We start from the raw sequence: 12145 nt of genomic DNA on the forward strand, positions 1-12145 counted from the left end.
CCTTATCGTCGGCAGCGTCAGGTGTGTATAAGAGACAGGGCTGGGAGTGCCGGCGCGATGCGCCATGCCGGCAAGGAGTTCCTTCAGCGCGGCCACCGAGCTGACAGTGGGCTGCCAGCCCAGCTCCGTTTCGGCCCGCTCGCTGGACATCAGCGGTGCGTTCAGCGCCAACTCCACCCAGCCGGCGTCGACCGGCTGCAACCGGGCCCGCCAGGTCAGCGCGGCGGCCGCGCGCAGCACCGGGGCGGCCACCGGCACGGTCCAACCATGGAAGTGCCGGGCCACCAGCTCCGAGGTCAGCACCGGGTCCGCGGCGACGTTGAAGGCACCGCGCGCCTCACCCAACACCGCTCGGGCGTACGCGTCCGCCACGTCGTCGGCGTGCACCGCCTGCATCCGCAGCCGGCGGTTGCTGGGCACCAGCGGCAGCCGACCGAACCGCAGCAGCCGCACCGGCACCAGCGGCCCGAGGAAGTAGCGGCTGATCTCCGTACCGGCCTCCCGCTGGAAGATCAAACCGGGCCGCAGCCGCACCACCCGCAGCGCCGGATGGGTCCGCTCGATCCCGTCGAGCATCTCCTCCACCGCCGCCTTGTCCCGGCTGTACGACGATCCGGCCACCCCGGTCGTCGGCCAGCGCTCGCTGACCGGCTGGTCCTTCGGGCCGGGCGCGTAGGTGCCCACCGACGAGGCGTACACCAGCGCCGGCACCCGGGCCCGCAGCACCGCGTCGACCACCGCCCGGCTGCCACCGACGTTGGTGCGGCGCAACTGGCGCTGGTCGTGGCTGGGCTGGATCTGCCAGGCCAGGTGCACCACCGCGTCGGCACCGGCGAAGATCCCGGCCAGCGCGTCGGCCGCGCCCGGCGACCCGATGTCGCAGGAGTGCCAGCGCACCCCGTCGTACGGCTCACCGGCACCTGCGTGCGGCAACCGGCGCGCCACCCCGACCAGATCGACGCCGCGCTCTCGCCGTAGCCGGCGCAGCAGCGCGGTGCCGACGTTGCCACTCGCCCCCACCACCACGATCCGCATGTCCGACCCGTACCCGGTCAGTCGCTTTCCACGCCTGTCCGTCGGCGAACGAGCGGGAAGGGCCCTCCCTGCCCGGAGAGCCCTTCCCGTCAGTGCCTGAAGTGCCGGGTCATCCCTTCTTGATGAATTTCACGTCCACGGACTGACTCGCGGTCTTACCTGTCGCGTTGGCAAACGCGACTGTGAGTTTCACGTCCAGCCGGCCCGTCTTGATCAACGTCTGCCGGTACGCGGGGGTGAGCGACACCGTCATCGTGACGGTGCTCCCCTTGCTCACCTGCTTAGTGGCCGTGGCCACCTGAGCGGCCGAGATGGTGACCACACCGGCCGTGTTCACCGTGGCGGTGACCGTCGCCGTACCCGCGTTGGCGTTGACCTCCACCTTGTTGATCTTCACGGTGGGCGATGGGGTGACCGGTGCCACCGTGCTGACCACCGGCTTGGACAGCGTCTTGTGCCCGGCCGAGTCGACGACCAGCGCCTGGAAGGTGACCTTCTTGCCCGCGTCCTTCGGGCCCGGTGTCCAGCTGAACTGGTACGGAGCGGTGCTGGTCGTGCCGACCTTGGTGCCGTTGACCAGCAGACTGGCCGAGGCGATGGCGAAGTCATCGGTGCCCCGGACCAGTGGATACACCGGCGTCCCGACCTGGAACACCGAGCCCCGCCCCGGGTCGGCCACCTCGGCCGACGGCGCGAGGTCGACGGTGCGCCCCACCCCGGTCGGCACCGCGCGCGGCGGCGACGACTGGAGTTTGGTGAGGGTGACAGTGGCCGCGCCGGTGCTGTCGGGGCCGGAGATGGCCTCGACTCCGGTGCTCGGCACCGCCGGGCCGCCCGGCACCGGCTTCCCCTTGCCGAGGTAGCTGCCGGAGACCACGAACGGCGCGCCCTCGCGGACGGCGCTGTTGTCGGCGTTGGCGTTGTACGCGGCGAAGCCGTTGCCGGTGAGGATGTCACCCGAAGCGGTGAGCGCCCCGGCCGTGTCGGTACCGGCGTCGGTCAGCAGGATGCCGTACGACTTGGCTGGCTCGGGCAGGTAGTAGTTCCCGGTGATCCGGCTGTCGTTCACGAAGCCGGTCACCCCGCTGGCGTACTTGATGCCGGTCTGCGGGTACACGCTGTTCGGCACACCCTTGACGACCGTGTCGGTCACGTAACCGCGGTACCGGATGCCGGTCCGTACGGTGTTGTCCGGGTTGCCGTCCGTGCCCCGCGCGCCGTCGAACAGGATGCCGCCCGACTGGTAGCCGGAGATCACGCTGCCGGTGACGGTCAGTTCGCTCTCGACCGTGGCGGAACTCGTCCCCCGGATCACGCCGGTCTTGACGATGCCCCAGCCGTGCGGGTGCTCGGCGAGTTCCTGCGCGTTTGTCGCGACCTTCATCGGGCCGACGACGCTGTTCGCGATGCGGCCGGCCGCGCCGAAGAAGGCGATGCCCGCCTCGGCCCAGACGTTGCCCGAGGTCACCGTCACGCCCGAGATGTCGACGAACATCTCGTTGGTGTCGGTCGAGCCGAGCGACTGCCGGGACACGGTGATCACGTTGCCGCCACCGTCCCGCAGGTACGGCTGATCGCCCGCCAGGGTGCCGAGCGACTGGTCCGGCTTGATGATCACCTTGTCCGCGCCGGCACCCTTGATCTTCAAGGGCTTGTTGATCGTCAGGCCGTTGCGTGCACCGGCCTGGACCGGGTTGGACGCGTGGTGCACCGGAGTCGAGGACTCCTGGTAGACACCCGCGCAGACCACGATCGTGTCCCACGGCGACGCGTAGTCGACAGCCGTCTGGATCGAGGTGAACTGGGCGTCCGGGCACTGCTTCCGGTCGTCGTCGACAGTCCAGGTGGTGTTCCCCAACGGGTTCGCGACCGGGTCGATCAGCGCGACGTTGCCCGGCGTGTTGTCGTACGCCCGCAGGTAGGTCGCCGGGTCCGGACCGCCCAGGGCGGACCGGCCGTAACCGGCGCCGTTCGCCTGGTTGCCGTCCGACAGCAGGTTCGCCCCGGCCGTGCTCTCCTGGAAGCGCACGTCAGCCAGCTGGATCGAGCCGGACTTCGGCAGGTCACCCACGCCGAACCGGAACTCGAGCTGGGCCAGCGAGCCGAGGTCCACGCCCTGCGCCGCGAACTCGCTGAGCGGAACCCGGATCTGGTCGAGAACGATGTGCGTGTTCGGCGTGTTCGTGCCGGTCGACATGTGCAGGGCGTTACCCCAGCGTGGGTCCCCGGCGTCAACGGTGGCCTCGCGGCCGGAGGTGTCGGTAAGCGCGATCAGGAAGCGCTGGGTCGTCGACGTCGGGTCGTACGAGGTGGGCAGCTCGTTCGGCCAGACCGGGCTCGCCGGGGTGCCGTTCACAGTGGTGTCCCGGGTGTTGTCGCCCCGGTTGTCGGCCCCCGGGTTACGCAGATCGAAGAAGTTGACGGCAGCGCCCATCGTCAGCGCCTTGAGGCCGCGCAGGTCCTTCGACGCCGCCGGAATCTGCGCGGTGAGAGTGGCCGTCGAGCCCTGCTCCCAGGCGAGCGTGAGCTGGCGACCATAGGAGTGGTTGATCGGGCTGTTCTCCCGGGTGGCGTTCTGCCCACCGAGCGCGCCCGCCGCCGGCAACGGACAGGGCTTGGCGGCAGTCGGCAGCCCACTCTTGCCGAGCTGCGACGGCGCGAACTCCCCCGGCTCCGGGTTACACCAGTCGTAACCACCCTCGGTCGCCGCCGGCTTCGGCGAAACCCCAGCGGCCTGCGCGTACGGGTCGGCGAAGCCGTTGCCGTTCAACGAGCCACCGAGCGCGTTGAGGGTGAGCGGATTCGTCACCTCGGGGCGGATCACGTCCACCCGCTCCTGCGGCGCGGCGAAGTAGCTCGTGTTGACCCGCTCGTTGCAGGGGATGGCCATGCCGGACGGGCTCGTCGGGCAGGCCGTCGGCGGGACCTGCAAACCGGTGGAGGTGTCCGCCAACTCACCGGTCAGGTACGGCTGGAACGCGCCCTCGCCACCGATGTAGCGGCGGAAGAAGGCGGCCATCGTGGCCAGCCCGAGCTTCTCCTGGTCACCCATGCGCGCCGGGTCACCCGAGAACTTGGTGTTCACCGCCGGGTTGAGCTGGTCGGAGTTGTCGATCTGGTAGTTCCGGCTCGGGTCGGTGGAGCTGGCGGCACCACTGAGCCGCAGGTTGTTCGGGTGGATGTTGTTCGTCGCGAACGGTGCCGAGTTGCCGCATGCCGCGTCGTTGTTGTTCTGGCCGTCCGCGCTGCCGTCGGCGTACCAGACCGAGTTGTACCAGTTGTGGTTCGCGCCCAGGTGCTCCACCTGGATCCGCGGGAAGGGGTCGTTCGGGTTGACGTACTGGCTGCGCTCGTACAGCCGGGCGCCCTGCAGGTTGGAGACGTCGCCGTCACACATCGGCAGGATCGTCATGTACGGCATGCCGTACGGCGCCTTGCGCTCGTAGTCCACCGGCGCGAGCGAGATGACACCGCGCAGCGGATAGCGCGGCCCGTCGGTACGGATGCGGTTGTAGTCGATGAAGCTCGACACCGCGTCACCGCCGCGTGAGTGGCCCATCAGGCCGATGCGGGTCAGGTCGAGGCGGCCGGAGAGCGTGGTGCCGATGGTGGTGTGCTCGTCGACCGGCAGACCACCAGCGCGGTTCGCCGCACTTATCGCGTCCAGGGTGGCGGCGATGAGCAGGCGGCGGTTGTGCATGCCTTTGCCCTTGGCGCTGTCCTGCCGCATCATCAGCTGGTCCTGGGATACCGAGAACGTGGTGTAACCCCAGGTGGCGAGGTTCTCCGCGAGGTAGGCGTAGCCGCTCTCGTTGTGCTTGAACACGGCACAGGTGAGCGCGGCGTTGTTCAACCCGGAGTCGCACGAGCCGTGGTTGCCGTGCACCAGCACGATCAGCGGCGACGGCTTGGTACGCCGGGTCCAGTCGGGGGTGTAGAGCTGGCCGCGGATCTCGATCTGCTCCGCTGCCTGTGCCGTACCGGCCGTCGGGTCGGCTCCGGCGGAGTTCGGCTCCTGGATGGTGGCGAGGCCGAATTTGACCTCCTGGATGGCCTGGTAGCCGAACGGCCCGCGGGCCGTCGGGTCGGGCAGGTCCGCCGAGGTCACAGTGGGGGTCGCGGCTACCGGCGGCACCGTCGTTGGGGCCGCCGTCACCGGCGAGGTCAGCACTACCGGGGCCGCGAGCGAGGCGACCACCGCGAGGAGCAACCGCGTGCTCCTCCGCGTTCGTACGTGCGACACATATTCTCCCGGAAAAGGAGTGGAAATATTGAACGTGCGGGACGCTAGCCAGCCCACGTTTCTCCGGGATTTCCTATGACGCAGGTCTCATCCAGCTCCGACTAAACCGTTCCTACCAGGTAATATGAGCCCTGTCGGGCAGCCGGCAGCAAGCCCGGCGATTGGGATGGCCAGCCACTCCGACGGACATTCCAATACGTCGCGACGAGCGCTTCCGGACCCGAAAACGCGACGCGGATCGCCTGATCCAGACCATTGTTTTCCGATTCCAGATCAGCGACCTGTCGGATTTATCCCCGCCTTAGCGGACAAGCAGGGCACCGATCAGGCCGGCGAAGGCCGCAACCGAACTGACCGTCCGGACCAGGTTCCAGCGCACCCAGGGCCCCTCGAACCGCTGCCGAACCGCCGCCAGGTCAGTGATCCCGTCGACCGGCCCGACGGCATCCAACTCGTTGTTGAGCGGCACGTTGCAGCGCATCGTCACGCCGAACGTCACCAGATGCCCGACCAGCGCGGCAACCAGCCAGCCCAGCACCGCACCGCCGGCACCAGACCGCCCGACCTCGGCCACCACGGCCACCGCGACCAGCAGTGGCCCGCCCAGGAACACCGACAGGAACCAGCCGTTCAGAATCTTGCGGTTGATCGACTGCATGGTGCCGACAAGCGTTCGATCGTCGGTCGCGGCCAGACCCGGCAACACCGAGCAGGCGTACGCGAAGAACAGCCCCGCCACCAACCCGGTGCTGAGGGTGGCCCCGGCCAGCACAACAACGAGCATCACTTCCGGCATGCTTGACCTCCCCGTGGCACAGCCGACCACGCCGATCCTGCCAGCCCCGATCAACCATCTCGACCACGCGTCACCCGCTGCGGAGCCGCACTGCTCACCCGCCGGGCGGGAAGCGGCGAGCCCGGCCCCACAGGTGTCCGGTAACCTGAGCGCGCGGGCCGCTAGCTCAATGGCAGAGCTGTGGACTTTTAATCCATAGGTTCAGGGTTCGAGTCCCTGGCGGCCCACTCCGTTCCAGCTCAGCGGCCCTTTGCGGGGCCGCTGTCTTTGTCTGCGTGGCTCGTACAGCAGCGAAGTACAGCATCACCCAGGAGCAAGGCAGGACATCTGAGGTACAGTTTCCTGTACTTGCCCTGGAGGTGGTCATGCGGACCGTGAACTTCACCCAGCTACGCCAGAACCTGGCTGCCGAACTCGACAGCGTCATCGACGACGCCGAGGAAGTGGTGGTGACCCGCTCGGGCCATGAGCCGGTGGTGATCGTGTCGCTGGCCGAGTACGAGTCGATGAAGGAAACCGAGTACCTCCTGCGTAGCCCCAGCAACGCCGCAGTCCTTCGCCGGTCGATCGCCGAGCTTGAGCAGGGCGACACGACCGAGCGGGAGCTGGCCGACCCGGACACCGCGCGAGACGTCGCGTGAGGCTGGTCTTCACCGCGACAGCATGGAGCCAGTACCTCAGCCACACCGACCGCAAGCTGGTCAAGCGCATCAACGATCTCATCGCCGATGTGATGCGCAACGGGTACGAGGGCATCGGAAAGCCGGAGCCCTTGCGGGGCGAGCTGTCCGGCTTCTGGTCCCGCCGGATCGACCGCGAACACCGGCTGGTGTACCGAATCACCAAGGACGACGTCGAAATCATCGCCTGCCGATACCACTACGGCGACCGGTAACGGACCGGCGTGGAAGCGGCAGTGGTGGTACCTCCGGCCCACCACACACCGCCGATGAGCTGCGACAACGCCAAGCGAAGATCATCGGGCGCATCGAGGGCACAACCGGGGATCAGGTTTGCTGCGCTCACGAGATCAAGGTCTGGAGATCCGGAGGCGAGCCAAGATGTCGCCGATCTCTCGCGTCTCGTCGTGGTCGGATCCGTACACATGCGCAACAGGCCAAGTCAGTCGGTGGCCTTGGGATGCCCGGTGCCGGCGTGCTTGATCCAGCAGGTGTTGGTGTCGTGGTCAGGCAGATACCAGATGCGCCCGCCCGCAGTGACTTCATACTGCCACTGCGGCAACGTCTTCCCGCTGTGTGTGGCGGCGGCGAGCGAGCCCTTGAGGGGATGCTGACGGCTGGTCGGCGGGGAGGGGCAGGGATCAGACTCGATGGCGTCGAAGGCGACCCGGGTGCTGGCTGCGGCCTGGCGGCACAGTTCCTCCCAGCCTTTTGCCGCGTCGTTGGTGGCGAATCGCAGGGTGTAGCCGCCGGGTCGTGGTGGCGGCGCGGCCCGGTCGCCTCGCTTGGCGCTCACTCGCCGGCCGGGCGCGTGACCGGCCCGAAGTCGTCGGAACTCGGCTCAGCGAGGATCCGATGCAGGTCAGGGTCCGCGTGGATCTCGGCGGAGTGCCGCCACTCGGTGAGGAGCTGCGACAGGGCCGCAGTGCTGCCCAATGCCGCGGCTGCCTCCGCCGTGGCGACGAATTCGTCGGCCATCTGTTCGACGTCTTGAGGCGGCAGGAAGCGCACCCAGGGCAGCACGGTGGGCAGCACCTCGCGCACCAGGGCCGGCTCCCGGCGCACCACGCTGGCCAGCAGTCGGGCGGTCAGGTCCACCACCTCGCCCTCGGCCGCCGCCCGGTCGGCGGACATCAGCACCAGGTCAGCGGCGTCACGGCGGCGCAGCCGCACTGCGCGAGCGCGGGACAGCCGCTCGGTCGTCTCCACTGGCTGACGTAGCAACTCCGAGAACGGCACCGACTCCAACGGCATCGACATGATATCAACACTACTTCAGAAGTGGTCGTTTTGTCAGCTGGACTTGGCTGGCGGGAGAAGTCCAAGGGCATCTGGACCGGCGCGTCAGCGAAGCTCGCAACGGTCAGCGGCATCGTCGGCACGGTTACCGGGATCATCGGCGTCTTCAAGTAGCCCTGCGGCCGGGCACGCCCGCCTCCCCTTGTGACAAGATTAACGGGCACAACTCCGGCACGATAGAGGGCGACAAGGGCTGTCAAACGTTGTCAGGCGCCGTGAACGGATGCCATGCTCAGCCGCCCGATCTGTTTAGTCGCGGCGCATACTCGTGAGACCGGCCGGATTCAGGGTTCGAGTCCCTGGCCGCCCACCAAGTTGATCTTGCGGGTGAACCAGCTGACCGCGTCGGTCGTGCCGCTCTCTGTGTGGCTGCCCGATGCGGACTGTGGCTAGCCACGGATCCGTCGCCGGATGTACTAGCGTCGAGGGAATGAAGAAGCGCGCCGCGAGGTACGAGCCACTGACGGTGGCACGCCTAGGGGCTCTGCTGGTCGGATCCGACGAGACGCGACGGTGGCGGCTGGTGGCGGAGTTTCTTGAGGAGTACCGCTGGGAACCGGCCGAGATACGCGCCGGTCTACTGGACCAGGAACCAACGTCTACCGGCGACGAGCGCTGGGACGTATTCCTCGCGGCACTGACGGAACACCTGGCAGCCAAGGATGGGCGGGGCGCGCCGACGTGGGTCGAGGCACGGTCGCTCCGGCGGTTCTGGTTTCCCTTCAACACCCGTGCCGCCCGGGTCGACGCGGTGGTGCACGCGCCAGCAGCGTTCCGTCGTCGGGGCGTGTACGTCTCGGCGCAGGAGCTGAACGTCGCGTGAGCATCAATGATCCATTGCTGGACCGCGCGGCGATCGAGGATGCCTTCCGGCGGCTCGGGGATCGGCTGTCGAGGCGAGGTGTTGTCGCGGACCTCTACATCTTCGGCGGGGCGGCGATGGCTTTGGCCTACGACGCTCGACGGGCTACTCGGGACATCGACGCGGTGTTCCAACCCCATGGCATCGTGCTCGACGAGGCTCGTGCGGTGGCGGATGAACTCGGCCTGCCGCACTGGTGGCTCAACGAGCAGGCGAGTGCCTATGTCGCTCCGGGAGGCGACGCGACGGCTCCGCGCGTCTTCGACCACCCCGGCCTGCGGGTGGCTGCGGCGTCTGCGGAGCATCTGCTGGCCATGAAGGTGCTTGCCGCACGGCGGCGAGACGCCGAGGACATCCGCTTCCTGGTCGACCACCTCCGGCTGACCAGCGCGGAGCAGGTCCTCGCCCTGTGTGCGGAAGTCTTCCCGGATGAGGAGGTCCCAGGCCGGGCGAGACTCGTGCTCGACGACGTCTTCGACGACTCGTAGACCCGCCATCGGGCTTCCGCAGCGACGGAGCTACTTCGCTTCACCGATAGAACACCGTGCCGTCTCTGCTCGGGTTGACTGGTGGTGGGAAGTCGCCCGAAGCTCGGTCGCCTGCCGCGTATCGCCGTACCGACTCACGATTCTGTCCGACCCGTTCCGCTATGTCGGCAAGCGTCACCCGGTCCTGATCCAAGACGCGGAGCGCAGTCAGGCCGACCTCATCGAGACTATGTACGGCGGACGCGATCGCGTCCGCCATGGTCTCGGCGTTCCGGTCGAACTCCGCGACCGGAAGGCCGTTCTCCGTGCCGAACGCCGCATCGTCGCAGCCTGCTTCGAACAGTGCGTCCAGTTCACTGCCGACAGGCTGCCGGTCAAGGATGACGGTGAATGCGTATGTTGTCATGAGCTCATCGGCGATCTCCTTCTTCGGGTGGCGGCCCGAGCTGATCATGCGGTGCCCCTCACGTGCTGGAGCGGGCTGTTGAGGCTTGTTCCATTCGCCCTCGATTCGCCCGAGTGGTAGGCGTTGGCTGGTGTAATAGCACACCGGCCTGGTGTAAGAGTGCACCGGACCGTTGTGTCGTTCATGTTCGTGTTCAACGACCAGGAGGCTTCTTCGCTTCTGCCCAGTTCAGAGATCGGTCAGTCCTGCGGTTCGTCGAGTGCCGCGTGCGGCGGGTCCGGGTCAGGGTTGTCGGGTCAAGCCGACGAAGGCGGGCGATATTCGGCGGCGAGTTCCTCTGCGTCAGCCACCAGCTCGTCGAGTTCCGTCGCGCTCAGGTTCGTCTGCAGGAGTAGCTCTCCGAGAATGAACACCTCGACTCCGAGCGCGGTTTCGGCGGGGATGTTGTCGACCAGTTCCGGTTCACCGAGGGCGGCGCGGATGAGCCCTTCCATCTCCAGGGCCGGCAGGGTGTCGCGGTCGTTGTACCGGAGGCGGGTGGCGCAGACCCAGGCGGCTACGTCGCTCGGGGTGGTGTTGGGTGGGAAGTGCCGATTGACGGCGAGCGCGAACGCTCCACCGATGATCAGGGGGTTGCCGAGCTGGTCGCTACGGCGGATCTCCTCAAGAATGGCGTCGACGCCGTCCCAGTCAGCTCGGGCCATGGCTCGGATTACGTCGCTCAATGGTTGTTCGTTCATGTCGAGTGCCTCATCGAATGGGTGTGTGGAGCGCCGCGATCGGCGGTCGTGCGGGTCAGGGTTGGCGGGTCAGGCCGACGATGGTGGCCAGTCGCGCGATGTCGGCCGCTGCCGGTCCGCGGTGGATGATTTGGGCGAGGAGGGTACGGGCGACAGGGCGGCTGCGGACCTCGGCGGGCGCGAGGCTGTCGGCGTCGAGTAGGGCTTGCCCGGCCTGGGTGGGGTCGCCGGTGTCGAGGTGCGCGTGGGCGGTGTCGATGAGGTGGGCGGCGCGATGTTCGGGTGGTAGTCGTCGCCAGCCGTCGCTGCGGATGGCGTGTTCGTGTCGTTCGATGGCTTCGCTGGGGTTGCCGAGGTGGTGGGCGGCGAGTGAGCGGGCCACCTGGACGGCCGTCCGTCCGAAGGCGGTGTGCTGGGCGTCGGTGTCGCGGGCGAGCCGATGAGCCAGGCCGGCGGCATGGTCGAGCAGGTCCTGGGCGTTGCGGCGGTCACCTCGGCTGGCGGCGGCGAGTCCGGCCTGGAGGAAGAGGGTTCCGCGTACGGTGTGGTCGTCGGTGGTGTCCGCGGCGGTGAGGGCGGCGGTGAGCGCGAGTTGGTGGTGGCCGAGCGCGCGCAGGGCCTGGGTGACGTCGATGGTGGCGGCGGCGGTGAGTGTGGGGCCGCCATCGGCGGCGGTGACGGCCCGGTCGGCGGCCAGCCAGGCAAGCTCGGCGTGGTCGAGCTTGACCAGGACCGCAGCGGTGATCCGGTACGTGGACACCAGCAGGCTCCGCGGCCCGCGCGTCACGTCGAGCAGGCCGGGTAGTGCGCCCAGGAGCTGCGGGTAGCGGGCATGCTGGTAGCTCATCCAGGCGTGCCCGACCTGCTGGCTGGCCTGCTGCGCCGGGACGGTGCGCAGCGGTCGATCGTGGTACGACGCGAGGGCCGCGCGGACCGCGTCGACTCCTTCCACGCTCGGTGTGGCCGGTGCCGGCCGGCGCGGGCCGAGGAGCACTTCCGGGTCCAGGCGCAGCACGTCGGCGATGTCCCGAATCACCGAGTAGCGGTCGAGCCGACGTACCCCGCGTTCCACTTTGTCGACCCAGCTTTTCGACTTGCCGAGCCGGTCGGCGAACGCCTGCTGACTCATTCCCCGGTTGGTCCGCAACTCAGCCACCCGCCGCCCGATGGGTACGGAGTTGTGGTCGCGGCGGTGCGGCCGGTTCATCGTTCCCCCCGCACCGGCGGCATGGCGTCGGTGGCTTCCCCACAACGCGGACACCACCGCGACTTCACCCTGAACGCAAACAGCCCCGTCACGAACCCCAGCAGCACCCCACTGAGGATCATCATCACCACCTCGACACCCACGAGCGCTCACCTTCCGTCGAGCCAGAGCGCAGCGACAGAGCCCACGGGTGACGACACATTGGATGGGGGCGACTGCTCGCAGAAGCCGCAGCAGGGCAGCCTCGTGCAGGGGAAGTAGCACACATGTCAGGTCCCTTCGGGAGATGGACTCCCACACCAGGACTTCTTCGACCAAATGACCGGCGTGGGACTATCCCTACAGAACCAAGCGTGGCGTATTGTCAGCAGACAATCAAGTCTTCATCT

Annotated in this window: 14 protein-coding genes and 1 tRNA gene; 6 read left to right on the plus strand and 9 right to left on the minus strand. The window is 68.1% G+C overall.

Annotation, left to right across the window (positions count from 1 at the left end; all coding sequences use genetic code 11):
* The 3 genes from C1I93_RS33380 to C1I93_RS05450 all read right to left on the minus strand — a co-directional run.
* A partial coding sequence (locus C1I93_RS33380) for an NAD-dependent epimerase/dehydratase family protein (protein WP_111242113.1) occupies positions 1-1035 on the minus strand: 1035 nt, incomplete at its 3' end.
* 109 nt (positions 1036-1144) lie between these two features.
* Positions 1145-5245 (minus strand): Ig-like domain-containing protein, encoded by a 4101-nt coding sequence (locus C1I93_RS05445; RefSeq protein WP_223256753.1) that lies wholly within the window; start codon positions 5243-5245, stop codon positions 1145-1147.
* Between the two features lie 334 nt (positions 5246-5579).
* A complete protein-coding gene (locus C1I93_RS05450; RefSeq protein WP_223256755.1) occupies positions 5580-6062 on the minus strand; it encodes an anthrone oxygenase family protein in 483 nt (160 codons plus the stop codon).
* Between the two features lie 167 nt (positions 6063-6229).
* Between C1I93_RS05450 and C1I93_RS05455 the strand changes: the two genes are divergently transcribed.
* The 3 genes from C1I93_RS05455 (at position 6230) to C1I93_RS05465 (ending at position 6969) form a co-directional block, all read left to right on the plus strand.
* A tRNA-Lys gene (locus C1I93_RS05455) sits at positions 6230-6301 on the plus strand.
* 138 nt (positions 6302-6439) lie between these two features.
* Positions 6440-6715, plus strand: coding sequence for a type II toxin-antitoxin system Phd/YefM family antitoxin (locus C1I93_RS05460; RefSeq protein ID WP_111242155.1), 276 nt, complete (start codon positions 6440-6442; stop codon positions 6713-6715).
* On the plus strand, positions 6712-6969 hold the full coding sequence (locus C1I93_RS05465) for a Txe/YoeB family addiction module toxin (RefSeq protein WP_111242115.1): 258 nt from the start codon (positions 6712-6714) through the stop codon (positions 6967-6969). The genes C1I93_RS05460 and C1I93_RS05465 overlap by 4 nt, the downstream gene beginning before the upstream one ends.
* A 227-nt stretch (positions 6970-7196) precedes the next feature.
* On the opposite strand, the gene C1I93_RS05470 is transcribed toward C1I93_RS05465, so the two are convergent.
* Both C1I93_RS05470 and C1I93_RS05475 read right to left on the minus strand, forming a co-directional pair.
* The gene (locus tag C1I93_RS05470) at positions 7197-7550 is read right to left on the minus strand and encodes a hypothetical protein (protein WP_111242116.1); all 354 of its coding nucleotides are present in this window, start codon (positions 7548-7550) and stop codon (positions 7197-7199) included.
* The gene (locus tag C1I93_RS05475) at positions 7547-8014 is read right to left on the minus strand and encodes a hypothetical protein (protein WP_223256752.1); all 468 of its coding nucleotides are present in this window, start codon (positions 8012-8014) and stop codon (positions 7547-7549) included. The genes C1I93_RS05470 and C1I93_RS05475 overlap by 4 nt, the downstream gene beginning before the upstream one ends.
* 30 nt (positions 8015-8044) lie before the next feature.
* On the opposite strand from C1I93_RS05475, the gene C1I93_RS32265 reads away from it, so the two are divergent.
* The 3 genes from C1I93_RS32265 (at position 8045) to C1I93_RS05485 (ending at position 9403) form a co-directional block, all read left to right on the plus strand.
* On the plus strand, positions 8045-8167 hold the full coding sequence (locus tag C1I93_RS32265; protein ID WP_258378263.1) for a hypothetical protein: 123 nt from the start codon (positions 8045-8047) through the stop codon (positions 8165-8167).
* 316 nt (positions 8168-8483) lie between these two features.
* The gene (locus C1I93_RS05480) at positions 8484-8876 is read left to right on the plus strand and encodes a hypothetical protein (RefSeq protein ID WP_111242117.1); all 393 of its coding nucleotides are present in this window, start codon (positions 8484-8486) and stop codon (positions 8874-8876) included.
* A complete protein-coding gene (locus tag C1I93_RS05485) occupies positions 8873-9403 on the plus strand; it encodes a DUF6036 family nucleotidyltransferase (protein ID WP_111242118.1) in 531 nt (176 codons plus the stop codon). The genes C1I93_RS05480 and C1I93_RS05485 overlap by 4 nt, the downstream gene beginning before the upstream one ends.
* Before the next feature lie 40 nt (positions 9404-9443).
* Here C1I93_RS05485 and C1I93_RS05490 read toward each other — a convergent pair whose 3' ends face one another.
* From C1I93_RS05490 to C1I93_RS31385, 4 genes are all read right to left on the minus strand, one after another.
* Positions 9444-9857: an XRE family transcriptional regulator gene (locus C1I93_RS05490; RefSeq protein ID WP_111242119.1), complete on the minus strand. Its 414-nt coding sequence runs from the start codon at positions 9855-9857 to the stop codon at positions 9444-9446.
* A gap of 248 nt (positions 9858-10105) precedes the next feature.
* A complete protein-coding gene (locus C1I93_RS05495; RefSeq protein WP_249412385.1) occupies positions 10106-10513 on the minus strand; it encodes a hypothetical protein in 408 nt (135 codons plus the stop codon).
* Between the two features lie 91 nt (positions 10514-10604).
* Positions 10605-11756, minus strand: a complete 1152-nt coding sequence (locus C1I93_RS05500; protein ID WP_111242121.1) for a helix-turn-helix domain-containing protein — start codon at positions 11754-11756, stop codon at positions 10605-10607.
* Positions 11753-11899, minus strand: coding sequence for a hypothetical protein (locus C1I93_RS31385; RefSeq protein ID WP_181445021.1), 147 nt, complete (start codon positions 11897-11899; stop codon positions 11753-11755). Before C1I93_RS31385 ends, C1I93_RS05500 begins: the two co-directional genes overlap by 4 nt.
* Positions 11900-12145: the final 246 nt, after the last annotated feature.

Source organism: Micromonospora endophytica, assembly GCF_003236305.1.
Lineage (GTDB): Bacteria > Actinomycetota > Actinomycetes > Mycobacteriales > Micromonosporaceae > Micromonospora > Micromonospora endophytica.